Annotated in this window: 26 protein-coding genes and 1 CRISPR repeat array; of the genes, 5 read left to right on the top strand and 21 right to left on the bottom strand. The window is 36.3% G+C overall.

Features of this window, described 5'->3' with window-relative positions:
* Positions 1-2: 2 nt before the first annotated feature.
* On the top strand, positions 3-1,793 hold the full coding sequence (locus RV17_RS01660; RefSeq protein ID WP_067481888.1) for an ABC transporter ATP-binding protein: 1,791 nt from the start codon (positions 3-5) through the stop codon (positions 1,791-1,793).
* Between the two features lie 348 nt (positions 1,794-2,141).
* On the opposite strand, the gene RV17_RS01655 is transcribed toward RV17_RS01660, so the two are convergent.
* Together RV17_RS01655 and RV17_RS01650 are read right to left on the bottom strand one after the other, a co-directional pair.
* Positions 2,142-2,399: a hypothetical protein gene (locus tag RV17_RS01655; protein WP_071868327.1), complete on the bottom strand. Its 258-nt coding sequence runs from the start codon at positions 2,397-2,399 to the stop codon at positions 2,142-2,144.
* A 97-nt stretch (positions 2,400-2,496) separates the two neighbouring features.
* Entirely contained in the window at positions 2,497-3,006 is a 510-nt protein-coding gene (locus RV17_RS01650) for a hypothetical protein (RefSeq protein ID WP_140444157.1), read from the bottom strand.
* A gap of 754 nt (positions 3,007-3,760) precedes the next feature.
* Positions 3,761-4,455: a CRISPR direct-repeat array (repeat unit 36 nt; unit sequence GTTTTGGAAGCATTCAAAACAGCATAGCTCTAAAAC).
* Positions 4,456-4,795: 340 nt separating this feature from the next.
* Here RV17_RS01650 and RV17_RS01645 point away from each other — a divergent pair.
* A complete protein-coding gene (locus RV17_RS01645; protein ID WP_071868427.1) occupies positions 4,796-5,539 on the top strand; it encodes a TraX family protein in 744 nt (247 codons plus the stop codon).
* 50 nt (positions 5,540-5,589) lie between these two features.
* Here RV17_RS01645 and RV17_RS01640 read toward each other — a convergent pair whose 3' ends face one another.
* The 8 genes from RV17_RS01640 to RV17_RS01610 all read right to left on the bottom strand — a co-directional run bounded on the left by RV17_RS01640 (position 5,590) and on the right by RV17_RS01610 (position 10,087).
* Positions 5,590-7,113: a zinc ABC transporter substrate-binding protein AdcA gene (locus tag RV17_RS01640; RefSeq protein ID WP_071868326.1), complete on the bottom strand. Its 1,524-nt coding sequence runs from the start codon at positions 7,111-7,113 to the stop codon at positions 5,590-5,592.
* A gap of 18 nt (positions 7,114-7,131) precedes the next feature.
* Positions 7,132-7,251, bottom strand: a complete 120-nt coding sequence (locus RV17_RS13200) for a putative metal homeostasis protein (protein ID WP_086270960.1) — start codon at positions 7,249-7,251, stop codon at positions 7,132-7,134.
* Between the two features lie 13 nt (positions 7,252-7,264).
* Complete coding sequence (locus tag RV17_RS01635) at positions 7,265-8,311, bottom strand: CobW family GTP-binding protein (RefSeq protein ID WP_071868325.1); 1,047 nt, start codon at positions 8,309-8,311, stop codon at positions 7,265-7,267.
* A gap of 28 nt (positions 8,312-8,339) precedes the next feature.
* Positions 8,340-8,504, bottom strand: a complete 165-nt coding sequence (rpmG, locus tag RV17_RS01630; RefSeq protein ID WP_256869270.1) for a 50S ribosomal protein L33 — start codon at positions 8,502-8,504, stop codon at positions 8,340-8,342.
* 7 nt (positions 8,505-8,511) lie between these two features.
* Positions 8,512-8,889 carry a hypothetical protein gene (locus tag RV17_RS01625; protein ID WP_067481878.1) on the bottom strand — a complete coding sequence of 126 codons (378 nt, stop codon included), beginning with the start codon at positions 8,887-8,889 and terminating at the stop codon, positions 8,512-8,514.
* Between the two features lie 12 nt (positions 8,890-8,901).
* Positions 8,902-9,075, bottom strand: coding sequence for a 50S ribosomal protein L32 (gene rpmF / locus RV17_RS01620; RefSeq protein ID WP_067481876.1), 174 nt, complete (start codon positions 9,073-9,075; stop codon positions 8,902-8,904).
* Between the two features lie 32 nt (positions 9,076-9,107).
* Complete coding sequence (gene rpsN / locus RV17_RS01615) at positions 9,108-9,377, bottom strand: 30S ribosomal protein S14 (RefSeq protein ID WP_071868324.1); 270 nt, start codon at positions 9,375-9,377, stop codon at positions 9,108-9,110.
* A gap of 326 nt (positions 9,378-9,703) precedes the next feature.
* Positions 9,704-10,087, bottom strand: a complete 384-nt coding sequence (locus RV17_RS01610) for a VOC family protein (RefSeq protein ID WP_067481872.1) — start codon at positions 10,085-10,087, stop codon at positions 9,704-9,706.
* Between the two features lie 346 nt (positions 10,088-10,433).
* Here RV17_RS01610 and RV17_RS01605 point away from each other — a divergent pair, with 346 nt between their 5' ends.
* The gene (locus RV17_RS01605) at positions 10,434-11,459 is read left to right on the top strand and encodes an NADP-dependent oxidoreductase (protein ID WP_186807815.1); all 1,026 of its coding nucleotides are present in this window, start codon (positions 10,434-10,436) and stop codon (positions 11,457-11,459) included.
* A gap of 167 nt (positions 11,460-11,626) precedes the next feature.
* On the opposite strand, the gene RV17_RS01600 is transcribed toward RV17_RS01605, so the two are convergent.
* The 9 genes from RV17_RS01600 to RV17_RS01560 all read right to left on the bottom strand — a co-directional run bounded on the left by RV17_RS01600 (position 11,627) and on the right by RV17_RS01560 (position 20,260).
* Positions 11,627-12,661: an amidase family protein gene (locus RV17_RS01600; RefSeq protein WP_071868322.1), complete on the bottom strand. Its 1,035-nt coding sequence runs from the start codon at positions 12,659-12,661 to the stop codon at positions 11,627-11,629.
* Positions 12,662-12,820: 159 nt separating this feature from the next.
* Positions 12,821-14,050 carry a phosphopentomutase gene (locus RV17_RS01595; RefSeq protein WP_071868321.1) on the bottom strand — a complete coding sequence of 410 codons (1,230 nt, stop codon included), beginning with the start codon at positions 14,048-14,050 and terminating at the stop codon, positions 12,821-12,823.
* A 7-nt stretch (positions 14,051-14,057) separates the two neighbouring features.
* On the bottom strand, positions 14,058-15,212 hold the full coding sequence (locus RV17_RS01590; protein WP_071868320.1) for a YhfX family PLP-dependent enzyme: 1,155 nt from the start codon (positions 15,210-15,212) through the stop codon (positions 14,058-14,060).
* Position 15,213: 1 nt separating this feature from the next.
* Positions 15,214-15,567 carry a hypothetical protein gene (locus RV17_RS01585; protein ID WP_071868319.1) on the bottom strand — a complete coding sequence of 118 codons (354 nt, stop codon included), beginning with the start codon at positions 15,565-15,567 and terminating at the stop codon, positions 15,214-15,216.
* A gap of 60 nt (positions 15,568-15,627) precedes the next feature.
* On the bottom strand, positions 15,628-16,551 hold the full coding sequence (gene yhfZ, locus RV17_RS01580; protein ID WP_071868318.1) for a GntR family transcriptional regulator YhfZ: 924 nt from the start codon (positions 16,549-16,551) through the stop codon (positions 15,628-15,630).
* 10 nt (positions 16,552-16,561) lie between these two features.
* The gene (locus tag RV17_RS01575) at positions 16,562-17,659 is read right to left on the bottom strand and encodes an aminotransferase class I/II-fold pyridoxal phosphate-dependent enzyme (protein WP_071868317.1); all 1,098 of its coding nucleotides are present in this window, start codon (positions 17,657-17,659) and stop codon (positions 16,562-16,564) included.
* 12 nt (positions 17,660-17,671) lie between these two features.
* Complete coding sequence (locus tag RV17_RS01570) at positions 17,672-18,544, bottom strand: phosphotriesterase family protein (RefSeq protein ID WP_071868316.1); 873 nt, start codon at positions 18,542-18,544, stop codon at positions 17,672-17,674.
* Between the two features lie 15 nt (positions 18,545-18,559).
* Complete coding sequence (locus RV17_RS01565) at positions 18,560-19,876, bottom strand: YhfT family protein (protein WP_071868315.1); 1,317 nt, start codon at positions 19,874-19,876, stop codon at positions 18,560-18,562.
* 21 nt (positions 19,877-19,897) lie between these two features.
* Positions 19,898-20,260, bottom strand: a complete 363-nt coding sequence (locus RV17_RS01560; RefSeq protein ID WP_071868314.1) for a DUF2620 domain-containing protein — start codon at positions 20,258-20,260, stop codon at positions 19,898-19,900.
* 494 nt (positions 20,261-20,754) lie between these two features.
* Here RV17_RS01560 and RV17_RS01555 point away from each other — a divergent pair, with 494 nt between their 5' ends.
* Entirely contained in the window at positions 20,755-21,237 is a 483-nt protein-coding gene (locus RV17_RS01555; RefSeq protein WP_071868313.1) for a MepB family protein, read from the top strand.
* A 126-nt stretch (positions 21,238-21,363) separates the two neighbouring features.
* Positions 21,364-22,821 carry an AcpB/EbpR/MafR family transcriptional regulator gene (locus RV17_RS01550; RefSeq protein ID WP_071868312.1) on the top strand — a complete coding sequence of 486 codons (1,458 nt, stop codon included), beginning with the start codon at positions 21,364-21,366 and terminating at the stop codon, positions 22,819-22,821.
* Positions 22,822-22,843: 22 nt separating this feature from the next.
* Here RV17_RS01550 and RV17_RS01545 read toward each other — a convergent pair whose 3' ends face one another.
* Positions 22,844-24,682, bottom strand: a complete 1,839-nt coding sequence (locus RV17_RS01545; RefSeq protein ID WP_071868311.1) for a beta-glucoside-specific PTS transporter subunit IIABC — start codon at positions 24,680-24,682, stop codon at positions 22,844-22,846.
* An 11-nt stretch (positions 24,683-24,693) separates the two neighbouring features.
* Complete coding sequence (locus RV17_RS01540; RefSeq protein WP_146946545.1) at positions 24,694-24,996, bottom strand: DUF871 domain-containing protein; 303 nt, start codon at positions 24,994-24,996, stop codon at positions 24,694-24,696.
* Positions 24,997-25,027: the final 31 nt, after the last annotated feature.

The raw sequence follows: 25,027 nt of genomic DNA, 5'->3' as shown, positions 1-25,027 counted from the left end.
ATATGAAACAGAACAACATGATGCCGAATAAAAAACATCTGATGTATCGCTTTTGGAAATTACATCGTTTTGAACATAAATATTTTTATCTATTGATGTTTTGTAGTTTGGTTGGAAATATTTTAGTGGTTGCAATGACCTTCATGATGGCGCTAGGAATTGATAAAATCGTCGCGGTCATTCAATTGAAAGAATCTTTGTCAGTAACACTTGACTTACTCACAGAACAATTGCTTCCAACTGTCTTACTGTTAATTCTGTTTTCGCTAATCAGTAGTGGACTTTCCTACGTGCAAGAACGAGCAATGGCGACATTGAGTGAACGACTTACTTTGAATACTCGAAAACTAATTACGAAAAAAATCAAAAAATTACCGATGTCCTTTTTTGATAATCATCAAGTTGGCGATCTAATTAGTCGGACGACTACAGGCTTGAATCAGCTTTCTCAAGTATTATTGACCGGTATTAACCAACTATTCACATCCGTCGTTACCATTCTTTTTGCGGGAATCATGTTGATTTACATCGACAGTAAAATGTCAATCTTAGTGATTGGTTTATTGGTTCTTAGCGGACTGGTAACACACAAATTTTCAATGATCAATAAAGAAGTGGCCGATAAAGCACAGGTGAAACTTGGTAGTATCAACAATGAAATGGAAGAATATCTTTCTGGTGTCATTGTTTCAAAAACCTTTAACCAAGAAAATCAACAAACAGAGGCTATCAGTCAAACAATTGATGAACATTATACTGTATTTAAACGTGCTCAATTCTTGAACTTTGCTATCTACCCTTTATCCCGTGTTATTAACCAATCAGCTTTTATTTTTAGTGCGATATTTGGTGCAATGACCGTATTAAGTGGCGGAATCACGATTGGTTTCTTGCAAGCATATCTACAATATATCAATCAAATTTCCGAACCAATTTCAACAGCTTCTTACGTCATTAACTCGATTCAAGCTGCCATGGCTTCGATTGAACGGATTTTCTATATTTTGGATCATGAAGAAGAGCAAGCAGATACAAGTCGAACAACCATTCAACATCCTGCTGGAAATATCCGATTCAAGGATGTTCGCTTTGGCTACTCCCCCGACAAAACATTGATGAAAAAAGTTGACTTTGATGCGAAAGCAAACCAAAAGATTGCCATTGTTGGACCAACCGGCGCAGGCAAAACAACGCTAGTCAATCTACTTATGCGATTTTACGACATCGAATCTGGCCAAATCGAATTCGATGGCATTCCAACCACTGATCTTCCAAGAGAAAATCTTCGCTCCCTATTTGGAATGGTCCTACAAAATACTTGGTTATTTGAAGGTACGATTGCTGAAAATATCGCATATGGAAAAATGGATGCAACACGAGAAGAAATTATCCAAGCAGCTAAAATCGCTCAGTGTCATCACTTTATCCTGACGCTTCCTAATGGCTATGATTCCATCGTCACAAGTGATAATGGTGGGGGCCTCTCACAAGGGCAGCAACAATTGTTGACCATTGCTCGTGTCATTTTGGCAAATCCACCAGTGGTTATTTTGGATGAAGCAACTTCTAGTGTGGATACTCGCACAGAATTACAAATTCAAGAAGCAATGAACTCGTTGACCCAAAATCGGACAAGTTTCGTCATTGCTCACCGCCTTTCCACCATCGAAAATGCTGATTTGATTTTAGTGATGGATAAGGGCGACATCATTGAAAAAGGAACGCATAAGCAACTGTTGAAACGTCCAACACTCTATCGTTCACTTTACAATAGCCAATTTCAGGCAACTTGATTTAAGTAAAAAAGATAATAATAGCTATAGCAAAAACAAATTATAAAAGCGTTTTTAATACGTTATAATAATATTGTACGAATAAATTATCCCTATCTTCCAATTCAATTTATTCGTATGATATCTTCTCATGTTAGTTATTCCCAAATATTTACCCAACAAAAAAACCACCAACTAGTTGGTGGTTTTTTGTTGAAATTGGTATCAAAAAATCAGTTGATACTTTTCTGACGAATATTGGATAATTACTGCAAACTCGTTTCCTTCAAATGGCTCAGTTGGGTACCATTGATAAACACAGCTATTATTATTTGGGAAGCATTCAAAACAGCATAGCACTAAAACAAATCATGAAAAAAATATTACCAATAATAGCACGCCTATTGTTATGACTAAATCCATAATATTTTCAATCCATACTGGAAATAATAGGCCTTTATAAGGTGACCAAAAAGGGAAACGATATTTTTGGGGGACAGTGAAACTTAACCCACCAGATAGCGCCCAGATAAACAAAGCTAACAATAAATTGTGTTTCATAGCAAAAAAAAGACTTGCAATTAAAAGAAAAAATTGAAAAAGTCTAATAAAACCCAAAGATTTCATCGCCCACCTCCTCATTATATTAAAAACAACCTCTGTTATTCTATTTATTGCAACAATAAATGAAGACAGAGATTGTTTTCCAGTTTAAATTATCAATTTACCAACGATGATCATATTGTGAAGACCATCTTGATTCAGTAAGTGTAATCCGTGCAGTACCAGTATTTCCATGATTATCAATGTTATCTCTGCAATCTTTCGAGTAAACGCTAAGTGCACCCATTGCTATACCTGCTAAAAGAGCTGCAGCTCCAACAATTACTGCACCACCAGAAGCACTAAATTTTGCTAATACGGTAGATAGACTACCGGCTCCTGCTGCTGCAACATACATACCGTTATAAGATGTACGAGCAGTTTGCTTGCCCGAAGCTGAATTATAATATACATTCCAACCGCCATTTTGTATACGTTGACCTAATCCCGCAGCGAATGCTTCTGCTCCCTCATATTTATTAAGAATATATCTTGCAGTGCCTTCAGGGTTAGCTTTTGAAGCTACTTGATATTGTGGTGTAGCCATTTCTTGTTCTAATGCAACCCATTTTGCATTTTTTACCACTTCTGTTGAACTTGCTTCAGGTACAGTAAGTTCATCTGCAGCCACCACTATTGATACCGTGGGTGAAAATATACCTAAACATAAAAGAATTGCGAAAAATAAAGCATAGACACTTTTAGAATAATTACCAACATCGTTTTTCATTTGATATTCTCCATTCATTCATTTAGTTTGTAAACGTTCACAAAAAGTATAATAAACTAATTTGGAAATGTATGCATGATATTTAGAAAAAGGGATAATTATAAATCGGTGTCATTACGATAACATTTTTAAAATTTATTGATAATTCAATTTCAATACCTAAACACGCTAAAAAACAAGGTTTATTAAGTATGTACACTCACAAAAAATAACATTTAATATTTAACTATATAATCTTATAGCCTAATAATCTTCAGGATTTATACCCTCTTCAAAGCATTTGTTCGGCTACATCTTTTTTATTTTATCTTGATATATTTCTGGAACTGGTATTCCAATTTCTTTCAAGCGTTCTTTTTAAACCTTTAATAACCTTTTTACAAGGAAAATCTACGGCTGCTGCAGCTTTAGCTCATACTCTCTAGTATCCAACATATTTTTCCCTTCAAATAGTACAACTCAGAGATTTTAAAAAACTCCGGAAATTGTTGTTCAATTTTTTTAGGATTAAGAAAAAATCTATCCTCTCATTGATATCGATTTCTGCCATTTCAAAATTAAGGAAGATAATTATCAATAAATAGAACATTATCGTATATTTTGAGTATACCCTAAATATACACAGGTAGAGCATTGAAAAACCTTCTTTTCTATTGTTTTGGAAGCATTCAAAACAGCATAGCTCTAAAACAATCCAATTAGCCAACCATTCAACTTGTAAGTTTTGGAAGCATTCAAAACAGCATAGCTCTAAAACAGCAAATGACATTATCGGAAAAATGAAAGGTTTTGGAAGCATTCAAAACAGCATAGCTCTAAAACCATGCTATTATAATAGATGTAAACAAGATAGTTTTGGAAGCATTCAAAACAGCATAGCTCTAAAACAAATGTATTCACAGTAGGAAAAACATATATGTTTTGGAAGCATTCAAAACAGCATAGCTCTAAAACAATAGGAAGTTTGTTTTGATAAAACCTCCCGTTTTGGAAGCATTCAAAACAGCATAGCTCTAAAACAGGAACGTAAGAGAAGTTCAATGACAAATAGTTTTGGAAGCATTCAAAACAGCATAGCTCTAAAACGTAAGCTTTTCATTTAGACGACTAAAAAGCGTTTTGGAAGCATTCAAAACAGCATAGCTCTAAAACATATCTCTGGTTCGAATCCAGTCTTCCGTAGTTTTGGAAGCATTCAAAACAGCATAGCTCTAAAACGTAAGCTTTTCATTTAGACGACTAAAAAGCGTTTTGGAAGCATTCAAAACAGCATAGCTCTAAAACATATCTCTGGTTCGAATCCAGTCTTCCGTAGTTTTGGAAGCATTCAAAACAGCATAGCTCTAAAACCTCGGCTCAAAATTTTTGAGGTTCCGTACTCGCACTATTTGCCCATAGCAAGGCTTCAGTTTGGATGCTTCTATTGGTATCTATTTATTTAGATTTCAAGGATCTTTTTTATTAGTATACCATGAATTCACTACCCCAACTACCCAACTCTTTCCTCATAAAGACCAGTATATGATCGATAACAAAAAAATCTCTTGTGACAAAATTGTTCGCTCGTTCTATATTATTTCACTAGCCTTTCAATCAATCATATTGTTAACATATAGTTATTATTAGTTAGGAGGAATTATTTTTGACGATTGATACACCCAAAAAAGGCCTATCAACATTTGATTTAAAAATGTTAGGCATTGTCTTAATGTTTATTGATCATATCCATCAGATGTTTGTTCCATTTGGAGCACCTAACTGGCTAGACTGGTTTGGTAGACCTGTCGCAACAATTTTCTTTTTTGTCAGTGTTATTGGCTTTAGTCATACGCACAACAAGAAAAAATATATGTCAAGACTCTACCTGTCGATGGTTCTGATGACCTTATTTACCTTTACTCTCGAAAAACTTGTGGGGTATGATCAAGTTGTTTTGATGAACAATATTTTTAGAGATCTTTTTATAGGTACACTGATGATGTTCGCTATTGATCTTTTTGTCGAAGGGAAACATGCAACTAATTTGAAAAAAATGCTTGGTGGGACGATTCTATTTATTCTTCCAATCCTGTTTTCTTTCTTATTACCACTATTAATGGAAAGCCCCATGATTATCCAAAATCAATTTGTTTTTTTAACAATTACTGCGACTTTACCAGCGTTACTTTTGGCAGAAAACAATGTCATGGTACTGCTGATTCCTTTACTGTATCTCGCTAGAAATAATCGGCAAATCCAGTGTTTAATGATCGTAGTAGTTGCAACCATTTACTTTTTCTTAGGTTCTACGCAATGGATGATGATTTTTGCAATCGTTCCGATTTTGCTCTACAACGGTCAAAAAGGAAAAGGAATGAAGTATTTCTTCTATATTTTCTACCCTGCACATATTGCTATTTTGTATCTCTTATCTGCTTTCTTATACGCACACTAAAACAAAAACGAGGACCTCAAAAGTCCTCGTTTATTTGTCATAAATAGGTCTTAATGTGCAATCATTTCCTGTGCGATTTCTTGCGAAGTCAAATCAGCTGGATAAAAAGTGGGCCAGTTAGTTAGTTCATTGAAAAGCTTTTGCTGACTCTCTCCACCAAAAAAGGCATGGAAATGTTCCGCTTTAACTGGTGCAATATTGTGATCGCTAAATTGCACATATTTAAATTCCCCAGCATCCTTGTCAGCCGTTTCAAAAAGGAAACGTACACCACGATTTCCCTTTTCATAATTTAAAATCTTGTAACCAGCATAGTTGTATTCATATTGATGGTGCTCGCCATCGACAACAAAGTCAATCGTATGATCTGTGATCGTCATTTTATCAACAGTTGTTTTATAACCAGCTGTATAATAAGACTTATATTCTTTCGCAGTTTTATCTTTGTTTAATTTTGCTTTATAGTCGAAAACTTGATCTAAAGCGCCCTCTTTTAACAAAGGATAAAGTGATTGCCACTCACCTGCATAATCAGCTAGTGTTCGGTCTTTGACTGCCTCATCTTTGAAGTAACCATTGGCAACCGTCTTAGTCGATTCTGTTACGTTTTCTGGTTTGATTTCTTTGCCTGCAACGCTTGTTGTTTTTTCTAAAGCCGTCAGATTTTCTTTCATCACCGAGAGATAATCTTCTCCATTTGCTATTTGTTCTTTAGTTAAACTTTCGACAGGGTTTAGTACTTCGAGTTTAACTTTCGCTTCATCTGCTAACGTCTTTGCAATTTTATCCTCAGCATTTTCTTCAAAATAGATGTATTTAATCTCATTTTCTTGAACATATTCTTTTAGCTCAGCTAGGCGACTTGGTGAAGGCTCTTGGTCTGGAGACAAACCTGCTATAGGAACTTGATTCAATCCGTAATCTAAGGCTAAGTAGCCAAAAGCAGCATGTTGCGTAACAAAGTTTTTTTGCTTAGCTACACTTAATTTTTCTGTATACTCTTCATCTAGTGCTTTTAATTTTGTTAGATACTTTTCTGCATTTGTTTCAAAAGTTTTCTTTTTCTCGGGATAAAGTTGTTCTAACTGTTCCTTGATTGATGTCACTTCTTTAATCGCCATCTTAGGTGAAACCCACGTGTGCGGATCTAACTCATGATGATGCTCTTCTTCGCCGTGGTCATGATCGTGTTCTTCTTCACTTCCAGGTAATAACACCATCCCATTTGTTCCTTTAATTACATTGGGTGAACCTTTTTTCCAACTTTTCTCGGCTTGTGGCACCCAAGTTTCCATATTTTCATTATGATAAACAAAAACATCTGCATCATGAATACTTGCAATTTCTTTAGCAGATGGTTCATAATCATGTGGCTCCGTTCCAGCTGGAATCAGCAACTTGACTTCACCTTCATCACCTACAATGTTCTTCGTGAAATCATACATGGGATAAAAAGTTGTGATAACTGATAGCTTTTCTTTTCCGGTTTCTTTACTAGTTTGACCATTCGTACTGCACGCACCCAGCACGCTTACCAATAGTAGGCTAAATAAACCAACTTTCCATTTTTTCATTCGATTTCTCCTTTTCATTCAACTAGCTCGCTGTTTATTTCGTTTATATTCTTTGATAATCTTTAATGCTCGTTTTCTTGTCTTGATGTTTGGACTTTTTAATCGTCGATACGCACTTGAAATGTCTGTTTTTTCCATTGATTTCTCCTTTTTACTGTTTATAAGCAATGCACAATTGATTAAAGGTTTCTTCTATTTCTTTTGATGCTAAATTTTTTCCAATGAGTACGATTTTTGTCGTTGATTTTTCTAGTGGAGTCAGTTGAAAGCGAACTTGCTGATTAACGCCTTGTACAGCAACTGCCAATTCACGATTTTCTAGCACAACAATTCCTTTGAAACGATACAACTCTTGATTAAAAAATAATAACCAATCAATCCAACGTATTAATGCGGCTTCATTTAATTCGCTATTTGCAGTCAACAAAACGGTTTGAAAACCATGATTGTTCTGTTGATGAACAGTTGTTGCATGTGTGTGACCCTGTAAATGAACTTTGTGGTGATGTTCTCTGTGATGCGACTCATTCGTCAATTCCATTTCAGTTTGGGTTGCTACCGGCTCGTTTAACACTTCGGTCGCCTGAAATTTGTCTAAGTGAAAAAAGTCGGTTGCAGAAATCGGCGCTGTTTCCGAAAAATAAATAAAATCAGCTAATGGATTGATTTCGATCAATCTTGCTAGTATTTCTGAACAATTGCTGACAGTATCTCCTTCTTTTAAAGCAAAGAAAATTCGATCCGCCAATGCGATTTGTTTCAGACTGACAGGTTCATTTTGATACATCGAACTATTTTGACTATCCACAACAGTTAAAAGACTATCAATATAATAGGTATTTCGCAGAACAGGTGTAGTTAAAATAGTTTGAATAATTGGCTGAGGATCAGCAATTCCTGTTGTTTCAACAATAATTTGTGACAAAGGAACTTGCCATTCTTTGGTTACTTCTTCAATACTTGCTAACGTTGTTATCAAATCTTCTCTCAGGCTACAACACATGCAACCGTTGTTTAATTGCAGGACATGTTCCTTGGTGTGCAGTAAGAGTTCGTGGTCGATTCCTGTTTGGCCAACCTCATTTTCAATAATAATTATTTCTTCTCTTGGTAGCTCAGTCGCGTTTAATGCCTGATTAATCAAGGTTGTTTTTCCAGCTCCTAAAAAGCCGGATACGATTGTTATCGGTATTCCCAAAGAAATCACCTCTCTTCTTCAAAAATGCTTACTTCATCTCTTTAAAAATTGCACGCCGACGTAATTTAGGTGAATATTTTTTTAGTACTAAACGTTCAGGTGTATTTCGTTTATTTTTACTTGTTAAATAAATTCGTTCACCTGTTTCTTCGCATGCTAGAATAATTGTTTGTCTCAATCGTTTCACCTTCATTTCTGATTTATCTTTCTGATAAAAACTGTTCAACTTGAACCTGTTCATCATAGTTAAATTTCCCTTGCTCAAGTTGGATCATCAATTCATTTTTCAATGAAACTGGTATCTCCCAAAAACCATCAATTTTTTGAAAAAGTTCTGTTTCATACGTAGTAAAAATTGGATAAATTGCTAAAAATTCTTCAAACGAAAGATCCTGTTCCTCATAAAAATCTCGAACAAGTCCTCTTTCAATTGCTTCGACTGTTGGATTACCATTCTCAGTAATAATCTGATTAGCGACCATTGAACGATAAAGATCCGTTTTACTGAAGTCTTCGTTACTATTTTTCTGATAAAATTGGAAGCTTTGTTCAACTAGTGGTGGATAAATAATGTTCATTCTAATCCTCCCTTATTCTTTGCCGCTTACTTTACGTCCTTTATAATAACCTTTAAGTGAAACATGGTGGCTACGACGATAATCGCCTAATTCTTCATCAAATGAAATTTCAGGTTTTGCTATTTTTAAATGCGCTCTGCGCAATTTTTTCTTTGCTTTTGATGTTTTTCTTGCTGGAACTGCCATTTTTTATTCCTCCAGATTTCTTTTCTTCTTTTTTACCAACTTGCTTTTTTTACTCCAGGTATCAAACCTTGAAGCGCTAATTCTCGGAACTTTATCCTGGACATACCAAATTTTTGCATGTACCCCCGAGATCTGCCATCTATTTGATCGCGTCGTTTCAAACGATTTGGGTTCGCATTTTTGGGTAGCTTTGCCAAACCTTCATAATCATTGGCAGTCTTTAACTGAAGTCGGATTTCTGCATACTGCTCAATCAACTCTTGTTGTTTCCTTGCTCGCGCGATTTTTGCTTTTTTAGCCATAAGTGGTGACACTCCTTTTTTTTCGATTTGTCTATAGCAAAACGTAATCGTTACGATTTGACAACGACACTTTATCAAGTAAGTTTTACTTTGTCAACATAAAAATAACATGAAAATTTATTCAAATGAAGATTTGCACATGTATATGCCCATCTTGATAGTTATTTTTATCAAGATACAAGAAATAGAAAAACATTGTTTGCTGATGATTTGATAAACTTTATACAATTAGTCCAAAAAAAGTGTGGATTTTTACTTTGAATAAACAAAAAACAACCTTAGCACTGAACTAAAGTTGTTTTTTTATTTCTATTCTTTTTCGTTCACTATTTTGTCGGAAAATTCGCAAATAAACTGAGGAGATTTCCGTCAGGATCTTTAATAATTGCATAGCGTTGACCCCAAAAAGCATCCCATGGTTCTTTAAAAGTCTCATAGCCAGCATCACTTACTTTTCGATACATCTCATCAACATCTGCCACAGAGTCGCACAAAAAAGCTAATTCGATTTTGTCTCCAATTGTCTGCGGTTCGTATCCATAAATACCAGCAATCATTTTGCTAGTGTTTAAAGAAATTCGAATACCTTCATGTGCTAGCTCAACGTATTCTTCGGTAGTAGCTCCATTCGCGATGAACCCTAACAACGCATAAAATTCAATTGATTTTTCCATGTCTTTAGTAATGATGCCAATCATATCTAATTTCATCTTTCGCCCTCCTAAAAAACTTTTTTTGCTGAATCTATTGCCACTGTTCCCCTCAATTAGTCATCGCAAGCTCCTCTCTCTTGATAAGTATAAAGGGGAATCTTTTTCTTTCAAAATAGTTTCCTTCAAAACGTTCATAAGCCTTAAAAAAAACTAACTATCTAACGAAACAAGCCACCTAGATGAAATTGTATAGGTGGCTCGTTTTTTTGGTCTCTTAGTTGTCGATAATTATTGGTTGACATTTTTAAACCAATGAACTAAACTCGTGAAAGTGAATCGTTCAAAAAATTGAACGATTAAATGAAACACGTATAAATTGGAGGAAATAACCATGAAAAACACAATGAAAGCCGCTGTTATTGATACTTACAAACAACCGACGCCTAAAATAAAAGAAGTTCCTATCCCAGACATTCGCTCGAATGATGTCTTAGTAAAAATCGTTGCTGCGAGCATCAATCCAATTGATATCAAAACCAAAGACGGTGGACTTAAGATGCTGCTTAGCTACGATATGCCTATTATTATGGGAAGTGACTTTGCTGGAATCATCACTGCCGTTGGCGAAAAAGTGACCAACTATTCAATTGGAGATGCTGTCTATGGTCGCGTTCAAAAAAATCGAATTGGAACCTTTGCCGAATACATTGCTGTCGATCAAGGAGCTATCGCCCTCAAACCTAAAAATATCAATTTTGAAGAAGCTGCTTCTATCCCCTTGGTCGGACTGACAAGTTACCAAGCGCTACATGATATTATGCAGATTCAGCCTGGACAAAAAGTCATGATTCAAGGTGGATCTGGTGGGATTGGAACGATTGCGATCCAACTTGCAAAATACTTAGGCGCTTATGTTGCGACGACTACTTCTGCAAATAATTTTGATCTCGTGAAATCATTAGGTGCTGATTATCCAATTAATTATCAAACAACAAACTTTGCAGAAGTTTTGCAAGATTACGATTATGTATTTGATACACGTGGTGGTGCAACATTAGAAGCTGCCTTCAAAATTATCAAGCCTGGTGGAAAAGTCGTCAGCATCGCAGGATTACCTAACTATCGCTTTGGTAAAGAATACGGTGTCCCTCTTTGGAAACAGTTTGCTTTCAAAATGGTGACACGTAACCTAACAAAATTAGAAAAGCAAACACAAGCCTCTTATACTTTTCTTTTCATGAAACCAAGTGGTACACAGCTAGATGTCTTACGGCACTTGATTGAAGCAGAAATAATTAAACCGGTGATTGATCGAATTGTTCCATTGTCTGAAGTAAAAGAAGCTCTCAGCTATTCGCAATCTGGTCGCGCTACTGGAAAAATCATTTTGCAGATGACCGGTGATTCTGAAAATGAGATCCGTTCATGACTCGACTTATTTTTTGCAAAGGTAATTATCATCCAAGACATCACTGAAGAATCACTTTTTAAACAGCTAGTTAAGCTGCTTCTAAATTAGCATGTACAAAAAAAGCTGGAAACAATCACTTGTTTCCAGCTTTTTCGTTTTAGTAAAGCAACATTCTTGACCCCTTATTATGAACTATACCCCTCTTCAAAATAGGCATGATGATCTAAAAAATAATTAGCAACCAACGGATCTTCTTTTGCAATCAGCAGTTCAGCCAATTGAAAGACCTTTTTTTCTAGCCCATGTTGTGGTCTAGCGATAATTAGATACCCTGTTGCCAATTCGCCAACAGGGACAATCAACCCCATAGCGTTGCACATATTTATGACGCGAACAAAGCCTTTCTTTCCTTGGACTTGTGTCGCTCTTGTCTGGGTATCAAAATGGCCGAAAAGGGTTTCACCCATGCCATCAACATCAATTGGCCCCTCTTTTGAAACAATAATATCTACCTCAGTAAAAAGTGCCTCCACCTCATCAATCAGTTCTTCCCTACTTGCTTCGTATTTATACGCAAAATTTCTTGAACGAATGTCTGCGGCTATTTTCCACGATGCCCACTTTTCTTTCTCGATATCAGCATCAATCGCTACTTTCACTTCATTTTTTTCCATTTCTGTTTCAACAAATAAAGTGGCGACTTCTTCAACCAACTGTAATTTTCGACTGATAAAGCCAATGGATGGAGTGAAAACAATGTTATCTGTTGAAACTTTTTTATACATTTGAAAATCGACCCAGTTTGCGCCAAATGCTGGGTGAATCATTCCTATTAAATTCAACGTCGCTGCAGGTGAAAGCACAGAGCCACCACCATCTGTTCCTATACCAATATCATTGATACCTAAAAAAACATTCAATGCTGTTCCGCTAGAAGAACCCGTCATTGCTTTGCCCGTTAGTGGATTTTTCAACTGAAAATCAATTCCTCGTCCTTTGTGGCTCGCTTTATCTAATGTATGAAAATGAAAACCATTTTCTCCTAAAAATGCTAGCAAGGCAGGCGAAATCAATGTGGCTTGTTTGACACCAAGATAATAATCCTTATCAGAATTGATGTCAGAAATACAGTTGGGGTAAACTTTCATTACAGAGTGATAAACATTTGCCATTGCCAGACTGGTCTTACTTGAATATTCTTGAATTCTTTTCATTTCCATACCTGAACCTCCATAAAATAGGAATAACCGGTGACCTAGCATCAAAAATAAACTACTGGCTTCGAAATTATTGCTCACATTTTTGTTAAATATTCATTTCTTCTTTTGCAAATGCTACTTATCGATCAATCATTAAAAGAAGACTGGCATTTAACTTTTTTAGTCAGATTTATGCTCAGTTGACATTAACTCTTTTAAAAATGAGTGACCGTTTTGTGGTGCATCCACTTGAAAATACTCGGATACTGTCGCTCCAACATCTGCTAAAGTCGTTCGTTCACCAATCGTTTTTCCTTGCATTTCTGGACTATAAATCAGTAACGGCACACGTTCTCGCGTATGGTTACTATGACCAATCGTTGGATCATTCCCATGATCGGCCATCACAATCAATATATCCTCCTGATTCAAGTAAGAAAGTAATTCGTTGATTCGTCGATCACTGACCTCTAGACGATCCGAATATTTTTCTACATCTTCAGCATGACCCGCCAAATCGGTTTCTTGAATATTCAGAGCAATAAAACCATGAGTTATTGCTTTCACTTCGTTAATCAAGGAATCAAACAGCATCTCTGTATCCACACCAGGAGATAAGCGCTTACTATTTGTCTGAATAATATCAGCAACTTTACCAAGAAAGGATACTGGGATTCCAGCTTTATCTAAAATCGTTGGTGTTTGGACATTCTTATCTATCCCATAACCTAAATGAACAACTTGATAACCATGATTATAAACACCTGATTCAGGTGCATCTACACCTGCAATTTCATTATTCTTGATTTTTCTTGCTCGTAACAAATCTGCTAAAGTAATTTGCTGACCACCAAAGGTAATTACTCGTGAAACTTGGACAACCTCTCGAACAGCATGACCCAACTCAGTCAAAGCTTCAAAAGAAATCAAATCCAAGCAAGCGGATACATTGTAAACTTGCCCATAATCTGTTTCTAAATTATCGCCCACTGTAGCAACTTCATTGACTACTAAGATCTGCGCTCCCAGCTCGCCTACTCGTCTGACGTTGTACCCGTGTTTTCGAAGATTTTCTTCAACAACATCGATTTTTTGATTGAACGGCTGAATCAATGGAACTTTTGGTGTTGTTCCCATAATTTCTTGGTGTCCTAAAAAAGAATCTGCTCCATAATGTGCTAAATTACTGGTTCCGTAGTTTGCAGTTTTTGAAAACTTATGATGCTCTATTTCATACCCCAACGCATTCATTAAACCAAGTTTCTCTAATGTTGGAAGATGGATTTTTTCGTTTTTTTCAATAATATGACCAGCGGTATTACTACCCAAATCTCTAGGGCGGACTTTTGCCACATCAGCCATTGCACCTACACCAAAACTATCTAATACAATTACGATAAATCTTCCCATTCTTCTTTCACCTTCTAATTAAATTTCCCAAGCTATCATAAATCCCTTCGATTTTTGGCATCCCCTTTTGGATACCAGAAACCACGGCAACGTCACTTCGGGTAACAAAAATTTGTGTGCGAAAAGCGGCGATGACGGTCGAACCAACTGCATGTTCTTGAGCAGTTGCTAAATAGTAATCAATGTTTTCATTACTAAAAGGTATCACGTCATCTTTTAGTAACTCGTCTTCCTCGGTAATCAGCACGGAGCCCAAATTTCCTCGTCGATAATAACCTCCACCATAAAAGTATGCTTGGCCATCCAGATTATGAGAAATCTCACTGACATATACCATCGCTGGTAGTTCAGGCAAATCCAACTTTGCATGCAAAGGCGTTGTCCCTGTCAAGGCATGTCCAGGTTCTCCCTGTGTTCCGCCCATTTTTTTAATCAAAGGAATGGTCTTATGACAAGTTGCGGATGGAATATTCACTTCTGTGATAACTACTCCTTCATGTTGTAAAATTTCTTTTGCTGCTCGAATGGTTCCGCTATTTTTTGTTGGGACTAATTGCGAAACACCATCAAATAAAAAACAAGGAAATGAAGTAACTCCTGCAATTTCAACTAAATCGGTTTCATTTGCTAGTTCAGCAACACTAGCCAGCTCAGCTAGATGAAAACCTCCAAACTGCCCCTCATAAATTTGGTCGTCGGGTTCAATCACTTTGATTAAAATTTTTTGTTTGATGGCTAATTCAGTTGCTATAACAATAATTTGGAGTAAGGCTTCCAGTGAGTAAATTGTGATAAATTCTGTTCCATAACTCATGATTTTTTTTAACAATTGTTGTGGTATTTGGACAAGATGGCCAACATTTCCTAAGGGTAATCCTTGTTCCATCATAACTAGCGCCTCTTTGAAATCTACAACAACTGCTTTTTCAATTCCTGCGTCATGGATTTTTTGTGCAACGTAAGGATTTCGACCAAATTGTTTCGTCATATAAAACAGTTCGATTTCCTGTTCCTTGGCATCACGTGCTAAACTTTTCGTATTTTTTTCAATCGTATCGAGATCCAAAATATACGTATCAGGAAGTATCAGTCCTTCTTGATGTAAGTTAACTGCTGCTTCAATTAATTTGGGATTTCTTCGGGTAGTAACATCTAAAAACATCCTATTCCTCCCTCAACATATTAATGATATGAAGGTAAAAATAGTCCAACTCAGCATTGGTAAACTGCTTTTCCTTAGCCATTTTTTGTAAATCCTGCCATAACTCTTTTGAATGAAGATATTTCGTATCTGCTTCGATTTCTACTCGAATAAAGGATTCCAAATCATTGATTGTTTCACTTGTTTTCCTACGCATGTCAGCCATTGCCAGATGTGTCAAAAACACATCTGCTCTTTGTTCATTTTGAATGATTTCATTTTTTAATAGGTAATCTAACACATGTAAGACATACTCATGTGTTTCTTGGTCGATGACATTTGAACTTAGCAATATCGTTAATTTCTCTCGAATCATGTTACGCCCCCTAAATTCCAACAAAGTTTTTATTTTTTGATGCTTTTTTAGTAAGAAGAATTAGTATTGTGGAATGATTTTTCCAGCACAAACATCTTTTTGAATGGACAAGATTTTTTCTTTGTCTACACTTTTCAGGAAAAAAGCATTCATTGAAGAGTCATCTACATGTGTAATGATGACAGAAGTGCTCATATCTCTTTCCATCTGGCTGTCTTCCAATAAAACATGATGTAATCCCTGATGATTTTTATCACGTATTTCATCATAATTCCAGATTCCCGCATCGATTTGACCATTTTGTAGTGCAGAGATAATCTGATGTCCTTGCATTTCAACGTATTCGACTTGCTCGTCTTTAATAATAGATTTGGTTAATAATTGTTGATCAATTGAGCTATAATCAATAGCAATCTTCATATTTTTTTCGATTTGTTTTTGATTCTTATCTCGGAACAAGAGAACATGTTTGCTTAAGTAAGAACGGCTCCCGAAGTCCAGACTAATCTCAATTGGTTCACCTGTTGAGATTGCTTGCTCTGCCGCAAATTTTGAAATAACTGCAAAGCGATAGGTTTTATTAACGATTGAACGTACTCTTTCTTTCGAACCACGAATATAGGCGAGATTTAATTTGATATTATTTTCTTTAAACACATCGTAAATACCCGTCGCTAAACCTTCATACAGTCTCGAATATGGTAATGTCATCGTTCCTAAAATCGTATCGGACAACGCATACTCCTGTAAAATGCTATAGTTGATTTCTTCAATGAAGGTACCAAGGTGTCCATGACTTTTTACTTTGATTGCTTCTCTGTCCTTTAAGAAAGACAATGCATTTTGAATCGTCCCTCGTGCTACTTCATATTTGGTTTGATAGTCAGTCACGCTCGGTACTCGATCACCCTTTTTCTTCTGTAATAAATCAGAAGCTAAAAAATTTACGATAATTCCTTTTTTCTTTAAAAATTCTTCTCCCATAGTAAACTCCTTACTGTTGAACACTAGCCATTGCTTTTTTCAAAATACGGATAATCGTTTCTGCTCCTGCTCGATTTGGATTGATACGGATCATGGTGTCTTCTGCATCTGGATCAGCCTTCCTGAAAGTACCTGATACACGGTAAATCAATGGGGCAAATTCATATTTTGACTCTGCTCCAACTGGATTTGGCAAGGCACCATATTGGGTTGCTGATTCAATGACCTTTTTTGCAATGGGGCTTGCTAGCTTCACTACGACTACTTTCGATTGTGCATTAACGACAAATGCCTCTTTCAATCCGACAACTTCTTGTTGATTGATTCGTTGGCAGACTTCTTCACCTACTTGAGCGGAAATGGCTAATGAAACAGGTGCGTAAACCATTCCTCTTATTACATCAATTGCTTCGTGACCTTGAACTTGTCCACCACCTGAATAATTTTCAGTTTTCAGTTGGTCAATCAGTGACTTTTCACCGACAATACAGCCAATTCCTTCGGGGCCTAATAATTTGAATGTCGAAAAACAAGCTAAGTTGCCACCGAATTGGCACCCAATGCCATTCGTTTTTAAAGCAGCATAATTATCATCCGTTAGAATCTTCACTTTTTGATCCAGTGAACGAATTTGGGTAATCAATGTACGCAGATCATAGGAATCAGCCATCTTTTGTCGTGTTACTTGAATTAATATACCATCTATTTGGTTTTCTTTTAATGCTGCTTCAACGTTAACCCAGTCATTAAAATCAGCGTATACTAGCTTAATTCCTAGCATATCAATTGAAACTTGTGTTGTCGGGTAAACAGGTGCATCGTGAACGAGCAACGTTTTCCCCGTACCCACACTCGCGTGAAGTGCAAGTCGAATCGCATTCGTTCCTGATCCGCGAACCAGCATTGCAGCTTCTGCATCGAAAAATTCTGCAAGAACTTTTTCAACTTTATTCGTTGTTTTTGGCTGATTCAAGCCTTTCACTACTCCAAGATCTCCACGAGTCAAGATCTCAGCACCAGAAAAATGATTGGTCACAGCTTCAACTAGTTTGAATTGTAGCTCCATCGCTTCATCAAGCGATAAACTTGGTAAAGGAAATGTTTCCATTAAGTTTCACTCCTATTTCATAAAGGTTTGAGGATTGAAACGTAGCATCTTCTGGATGAATTGTTCAGAAACCCCATTTTCAAGTGCCAATGGAACAAATTGATCTAACAAGTAGGAATAACCAATTCCACCCTGATAGGTTAAATTTGATTTGCGAGTAATATCCATTGAAAGAAACACTTTGTCTTCGTATCCTCGTCTTTCGATTTCTTTTAACATTTTGGCTCTGACTAAATCTGGCTGATAGTTTTCTTTGCCAACCGTATCGAACTCAACATAGACTCCTTGATCCAACATCTGCAAAATATAATCAATATCTCCTGTTAAGTCTACATGACCAATAACGATTTTTTCTAAATTCGCATGTTGCTCTTTAAAAAAAGCTACTTGCTCATGACCATAAGTTCCTAATGTTGTATGGGTCGTAATCGGAACATTGGTTTGTTCTTGTGCGATGACTGAAGCGGTAAAAACTTTTCGTTCACGTGTAGTCATCAAGTTTTTACTTGTTCCTACCTCACCAATAATTTGTGCTTTGATTGCAGTGCCTGCAATTCCGTGTTCAATTTCATTCACCATAAATTCTGTCAACTCATCAATCGTTGCATCAGTGACAAATTCTGGAAGAAATTTATCTTGATAAAAACCCGTTGCTTGAACGACATTTATTCCAGATAATTCCGCAACCTTTTGTACATACGCTGGATTTCTTTTCATATCCATATTGGTCACGTCCACGATATTGCGTACACCTTTATTATACAATTTTTTGTATTCTGAAACAGTTTCTTCAAAACAATTCAGATTTGTATCATCAATATTCTTTAAGCGAGACAAATCAATTGTCGTGTGCTCATGCATATAAGTAATTCCATCAAGTAACATCTAATCTGATTCCTCCTAATTTGCAACGACTGGCACAAATAGACCAAGTAAGTAAAGAATATTAACAATCACGCCTAAACTAATTGCGGCAATTGGACCAACTGCTAACTCTACTACTGGTTTTTTTGCTTTTCTGTTCAACAGCATCAAGCCAATCACCCAGAAATAGCCAATGCCGGGAGCAATTTGTTCGGATGCCATTGCCCCACCAATTAGTAAAGCAACCTCTAAAACTTTGTTCATTGCTGTTCGAATATATTCACCCATTTCGCGAATTCCCGGGAATTTATCCAAAGCTTTTGCCATCAATGTCAAAAGTTGTACTTCGACAAACATCAATAACGCACCAACGATAAACGCAAGGATTGGCTTATCATGTAATAATATTCCTGCTACAAAAACAAAAGTTGTTCCAGCCGGACTATAAACGCCGGTAACGATTGCTGTTGAGAAAACCAATGGAATAAAGCCAATTCCTCTAGCAAATGCGGCTAAAGCTGCTTCACTCATTTTTCCTTCAGAAAGTAAATTCAATGAAATTGGATCACCAGCGATAATCATTAAACTAGTCGCAGCCGCTACAGAACCACCTGTAATGGATAGCCAAATCCAATTTTTCTTGATACGATTCACACGTTCCAAAAAGACACTGACTAAACTTTCGTTTGAATTACTACCATCACTCTTGACCTGAATTGCGTAAACAATCATAAAAATCATTCCGACAAGTAAAGACATACCTTCTGCGCTAAGCGTCAAAGTTGCTCCATTTCCTAAGTTGAATGTACCGAAACGTTTAACAACAAATAAAGTTAATAATGTCGCACCAAAAGAGATTGCACCTTTTTTAAATCCATGTTGGCTTGTAATCGCTACTGCCGGGAAAATACTAAAGGAAATGACTACAGGTGCCCCGACCGAAGAAAGTGCATCCATAAAGTTGACCGGCATCATCGCGAATAAATCAACGACTGCTTGAAGTCCTAAAACTAAACCAACCCCATAAAGTGCACCCACCACTGCCGAAATGATTACGCCTGTTTTTCCTTCGGGTGCCCAAGAGCCGATAATATCTGTCATCAATAACACACTATGAACTAACAAAATTGATGCACCAATCGACACTGGTATCCCAAATCCGATAACCAAACCAAAACTTAACGCAAAACTTGTCGCAGCAATTTCTTTTTTCCCAATTTTCCCCTCTAAAAACTCTGGTACGATTGGGCGCAAGCCATCATTAAAGACAGCAATTCCCTTGTTCGCTAATACCGCACATAAACCACCCAATGATGCGATAGCAATTAATTCAATTATTCTTGACGAATCCATCTTCTTTCCCCCACGATCATTCTATTGTTTTTTTAATTCATCCATAATGATTGGCACAACTACTTCTTTGTGTTGGGCAGTAAAACCAAACGCTTGTTTACCAGAACGAACATTCTCGCGAATTTCTTCTTCAGCCATTACTTTCCCTGGCATTGAAACGGTTACACAATTGTCATGACCTAATAAAGCTAACGCCATTGCTAATGCTCCACCACCACCAGTATTGCAAGCCCCCACATAATAGTCGGCTTGACCATTTTTTACAGCCATCGCTGCATCCAAATCACTTTTCACTGTGATTTCGTACTTTCCATCACTGAATTTTTCAACTAATTCTTTCACTTCACTTTTATCAATTTGGCCACCTACTACGATTTTTTTCATCAAAAGTCCTCCTAAATGAATGTACATTTTTTTGTATATTGATACGTAATTAATAATTACAAACAGATTGTAACTGTGCCTGAACACAAATGCAAGCCCTTTCTTTTTAAATGTTTTTTATTTACTCACTTCTTTTCTACCTTTAAAATCGTTTTGAGTTATTTTACCTGAATCATTTTTCTTTATTCAAACCAAATTCATCACCTTCTTTTTTGCCGTTCATTAATGCTAGTTTCATTTATTTTTTCTTGAATTAACTAACGAATAAAGGACTTTGAATCTGGTTTCAGTTTGATAACCGTTGTTTTTTTAAGCTCATGAATCGGTCTTCTTGTGAATCCATTTGCTGATAGTAGTTTTTATTTAATTAATGATACGTTATTTTCCTTGGTGAGCGAAAGAAAAATAAAAGTTACACTCGAGGCATTAACATTGTAATGACTTTCCCTCTATGAGAGAATTTCAGTTACAAAAACATTTAGGGAGGACCACCGTTGTATAAATCATTGTGTTTCATCACTGAAAAATTGAATGACTTTTCTTTCGAAAATCTTCACTATGAAAGACAAAATGAAGAGTATGAAGGTACAACTTTTTCAATAAATACCCACACATTTCGTAGTCGACTCGCCAAATCAACCCCCAAGAAAAAAGGCTATTTTGTTGCGTTCTGGGAAAAGGACATTACTGATAAAAATCAGCCATTCTTATACGAAAATAGCCCCGACAAACTGATTATTACTATTCTTGACGGACAACTATCCGGGAAATTTATTTTTCCGAAAGAGGTGTTACTAAAAAAAGGGATTCTCAAAAGCAAAACTTCAAATGGGAAAATGGCGATGCGAATTTATCCCACTTGGGTACACGATTTAAACAAGACTGCCGCTCGTACACAAGAATGGCAAATGAATCATTTTATTGATACTTCAATAACTGTTGACAAAAAAATGTTTAACTCTCTTTATTTTGAATGAGGAGAATTTTTTGTAAGCAATTTCATGCAAGTGTTGGATAATTAGATAGCAAAAGTTATAATAAACTAAACGATATAAGAAAGAACGGCAACTAATCATTTAGTTGGTAAAAAAGGAGCTTATCCCTTGAAAAAATTGCTATCAAGTCATGACCTTAAACTATTGACCTTGCTGGAAGAGTTGAATCGAAATCGACAAACCACTTCCTTAAAAGAACTTAGTCAAACACTAGCTATTCCTATTCGTACGTTATCGACATATATACAGGAGTTCAATGGCTACCAGTTGCCCATCTACATCTCCTCTGACAATCGCGGAGTGCATCTGATCATCCCCAAAGAACATTCTTTCCGATACGTCTACAGTATCATATTGAAACATAGCCTTGAGTTTTCCATTCTTCAACAAATCTTTTTAAACGAAAATCTCACTTTAGAAGAGCTAGCCGAAAAAAACTTTGTCAGTCTCTCAACGGTGAAACGAGCGATTACCAGAATTAAACCACTTTTAAAAAGGGAAGACATCCTGATTTCAAATAACAATGCCGCCATTGAGGGAGAAGAAGAAAAAATAAGACAATTTTTTAATTATTTTTATGATGAAAAGTATTTCAACCTAGAATTTTTGACAACGGAACAAAGACAATGTTTACATGCTTTAGTTCAGGATTTATTTCAGCAAAGAGGAATAAAAATCTATAAAAACCAAGTCAGTAAATATATTCGTTGGATGTATCTAAATGCCGTTCGAATCAAGTACGGTCATCGTATCACCCCAAAAAAGAATCGCTTCAAAACAAGTAGCTTATTATCAGATAAAACATTTATCCATCAATTCGAGCACCTTTTTCAGATTCCACTAACATTAGAAACAATCAACGATTTGTTGTACCAACTAAATAATTATTACCTTTACTATTCTTATGGTCAGGTTGAAACGATGGCCGAGCAATCCATAGAAGTAACAGAGAAAATGCAAACAATCAAAACAAATTTGCAGACCATTTCTCAAGATTTAGGAATCAGACTGCCTGAGTCAACGGAACAAATGCTCATTTTGGATTTTATCAATATTTTGCAGTTTAAAAGTCCTCGAACGTTTTTGCTTTACGATCGCAGAGCAACTTTTTTAGAACATTTATCCATTAAGTACCCTCATCTAAAGGACTATTTATCTGCTTATGTAATCAATCTTCTTGCTCCCGCTGCACCTCAATCTGAAATCAATGAGTTGATCTACATTCTACTGACACATTGGTACGAGCTTTACAATTGTCTGCATAAAATTGAGCAATGTATTGCTATTTATATTTTTGTTGATACTGATTTAGAACATGCACTGTTTATAAAAAAAGAATTAGAAAGTCATTGCCGTTACCATATAAACTGTCATTTAATGATGGACGATGAGCTGATTATGATTCCCGATGAGGCTATTTTGGTCACCTCAATCGCTGATACACCTCAATGCATAAAAAATGTTATTTGCTTCTCAGACTACTTTAGTGAACGTAACTGGTACGATCTCAACAATCAAATAAAACAACTAACAACACAAAAAGCATTCACTAACGTTTCTCGTTAGTGAATGCTTTTTTGAGGGCTCTTTATTCGTTTACAAATAATTTTTCACCAGCTAAAATAGTATCGCCAGCAACTAATTGAAGATTTTTGTAGTTTGTAGAATTAGTAATCACAATCGGGGTAACCGTACTTTTTCCCTGTGCTTTGAGGAATTGTTCATCAAACAAAAGTAGTTCTTCACCAAGTGTAACAACATCGCCTTGCTTAACTAATGGAGTAAAACCTTCTCCATTTAATTCAACCGTATCCATACCAACGTGGATTAAAATCTCCGCACCTTCTTCTGATGTGATGCCAATCGCATGTTTTGTAGGAAACAAAAGGGTCACTTTACCATTCACTGGTGAGGTCACTCTTCCCTGTTCTGGTAAGATAGCTACTCCTTTACCCATCGAACCGGAAGAAAAAACAGGATCATCGATTGATTCCAACGAAAGAATTTTTCCGTTCATCGGCGAGAAAACAGTTATTTTTCCGTCAATCGTTACCGCTTCTCCTTCAACCAGTTCGTTTGCCAGTTTTTCATCCTGAGTCGTTTCATCAAATCCAAAAATAAATGATAGTGTTGCTGCAATAATGAATGCAACAGCTAATCCTATAACTCCTATCGTTGCACTTGATTCCACGCCATTTCGACCAATCATATTAGGAATGGCAAGAATACTTGCACTAAATGCAAATGATTTCACACCAAAGAATGCAATGATTCCGCCGCCGACAGCCCCACCAATGGAAGCAGCAACAAATGGTTTTTTCAAGGGTAAGGTGACACCATATACTGCTGGTTCCGTTATACCAAACAAAGCTGTTAGCGAGCTAGATACAGCCAAACTTTTTAAATTCTTATTTCTTGACTTTAAAAATACTCCAAATGCAGCACCTGATTGGGCAATCACACCTGCAATTGACATTGGCAACAAACGATCATACCCCAATGTTGAAAAATTAAGTAACGTTAATGGCACAAATCCCCAATGCATTCCAAAAACCACTAAAATCTGCCATAACCCACCTAATGCAATTCCTGTAAGTAGTGGACTAAACTCATAGAGTCCATTCACACCTTTACTTAAAATCGAACCAATGATTGTTCCCAGTGGCCCAATCAACAGATATGTGAAAGGAACCATGATCACTAAGGTCATCAGCGTAACACCAAATACTAAAAATTTCGGTACGATTTTTTTGAAAAAGCCTTCTACATAGCGCTGGATAAAAACGGCTAAAATAATCGGAAAGACTGTTGACGTATAGCCTGCACCATAAATAACTGGCAATCCCACAAAAGTTAAATCAGCCGTATTTTCAATTGGATAAACCATTGCCATCGCTAATGCCATGGCAATGTATTGATTTGTTTTGAATTTTTTTGCAGCTGTAAAAGCGATTGCAATTGGCAAGAAACGAAAGAATGCATCGCCAGCAGCATTTAATAATATATACGTTCCTGTTTCAGCAAATCCTGGTGACAGAAAGACAGCCAAGCTTAAAAATCCTTTTAATACCCCTGTCCCTGCTAACACAGTCAAAAATGGCGTAAAAATCGAAGAAACGATATCAATAATCTTGGCAACGATTCCTTGTTTTTCGTTGCCAGTATCACCACTTGTTACTTCTCCCCCCATTACTTCTATCAAGCTTTCATAAACAGTGCTCACTTCATTTCCAATCACGACTTGATATTGTCCGCCACTTTGAACGATTTGGATTATTTTTGGTATTTTATTTAACTCTGACTTAGCTGCTAAGTGCTTATCTTTCAAACGAAAACGTAACCTCGTTGCGCAATGAAAGACATCACTGATATTTTCTTTTCCACCAACACCATCTAAAATCTTTTTAGCCAATTCGTTGTTATTCATCACTATTCTCCTTACTCTGTTAATTTAAATTTTGACCAAGGCTTTAATTTGGATAGTAAATCAACTGATTCTTCCGTCAAATGTCCTACCAAATTACATCTTTGCCTGTCATTCGGAATGTCCTGCAAAATGATGTGCAATTCTCCTTTGTATTGACCAAAACAATCATTTCCGATCACGATATCGCCTCTCTTTAGCGGTGGACAAATTGTTGGCACAATTGATTCTTCCTTATATTTAAAACGCGGGAGACTTGAACGAATCAGAAATGCTGAGCGGTCTCCTCGATAACTATGTTTTTCTTCTAAGACAATTGGATAGGCTACAATTAACTAGACAGAAAAA

The organism is Enterococcus thailandicus (genome assembly GCF_001886265.1).
Lineage (GTDB): Bacteria > Bacillota > Bacilli > Lactobacillales > Enterococcaceae > Enterococcus_B > Enterococcus_B thailandicus.
This window is presented reverse-complemented; position numbering and strand designations above follow the sequence as displayed.

Coding starts and splice junctions, on each gene's coding strand:
- RV17_RS01660 (WP_067481888.1), top strand. CDS start 3: ATGAAACAGAACAACATGATGCCGAATAAAAAACATCTGATGTATCGC.
- RV17_RS01655 (WP_071868327.1), bottom strand. CDS start 2,399: ATGAAATCTTTGGGTTTTATTAGACTTTTTCAATTTTTTCTTTTAATT.
- RV17_RS01645 (WP_071868427.1), top strand. CDS start 4,796: ATGTTAGGCATTGTCTTAATGTTTATTGATCATATCCATCAGATGTTT.
- RV17_RS01640 (WP_071868326.1), bottom strand. CDS start 7,113: ATGAAAAAATGGAAAGTTGGTTTATTTAGCCTACTATTGGTAAGCGTG.
- RV17_RS13200 (WP_086270960.1), bottom strand. CDS start 7,251: ATGGAAAAAACAGACATTTCAAGTGCGTATCGACGATTAAAAAGTCCA.
- rpmG (WP_256869270.1), bottom strand. CDS start 8,504: ATGAAGGTGAAACGATTGAGACAAACAATTATTCTAGCATGCGAAGAA.
- RV17_RS01625 (WP_067481878.1), bottom strand. CDS start 8,889: ATGAACATTATTTATCCACCACTAGTTGAACAAAGCTTCCAATTTTAT.
- rpmF (WP_067481876.1), bottom strand. CDS start 9,075: ATGGCAGTTCCAGCAAGAAAAACATCAAAAGCAAAGAAAAAATTGCGC.
- rpsN (WP_071868324.1), bottom strand. CDS start 9,377: ATGGCTAAAAAAGCAAAAATCGCGCGAGCAAGGAAACAACAAGAGTTG.
- RV17_RS01610 (WP_067481872.1), bottom strand. CDS start 10,087: ATGAAATTAGATATGATTGGCATCATTACTAAAGACATGGAAAAATCA.
- RV17_RS01605 (WP_186807815.1), top strand. CDS start 10,434: ATGAAAGCCGCTGTTATTGATACTTACAAACAACCGACGCCTAAAATA.
- RV17_RS01600 (WP_071868322.1), bottom strand. CDS start 12,661: ATGGAAATGAAAAGAATTCAAGAATATTCAAGTAAGACCAGTCTGGCA.
- RV17_RS01595 (WP_071868321.1), bottom strand. CDS start 14,050: ATGGGAAGATTTATCGTAATTGTATTAGATAGTTTTGGTGTAGGTGCA.
- RV17_RS01590 (WP_071868320.1), bottom strand. CDS start 15,212: ATGTTTTTAGATGTTACTACCCGAAGAAATCCCAAATTAATTGAAGCA.
- RV17_RS01585 (WP_071868319.1), bottom strand. CDS start 15,567: ATGATTCGAGAGAAATTAACGATATTGCTAAGTTCAAATGTCATCGAC.
- yhfZ (WP_071868318.1), bottom strand. CDS start 16,551: ATGGGAGAAGAATTTTTAAAGAAAAAAGGAATTATCGTAAATTTTTTA.
- RV17_RS01575 (WP_071868317.1), bottom strand. CDS start 17,659: ATGGAAACATTTCCTTTACCAAGTTTATCGCTTGATGAAGCGATGGAG.
- RV17_RS01570 (WP_071868316.1), bottom strand. CDS start 18,544: ATGTTACTTGATGGAATTACTTATATGCATGAGCACACGACAATTGAT.
- RV17_RS01565 (WP_071868315.1), bottom strand. CDS start 19,876: ATGGATTCGTCAAGAATAATTGAATTAATTGCTATCGCATCATTGGGT.
- RV17_RS01560 (WP_071868314.1), bottom strand. CDS start 20,260: ATGAAAAAAATCGTAGTAGGTGGCCAAATTGATAAAAGTGAAGTGAAA.
- RV17_RS01545 (WP_071868311.1), bottom strand. CDS start 24,682: ATGAATAACAACGAATTGGCTAAAAAGATTTTAGATGGTGTTGGTGGA.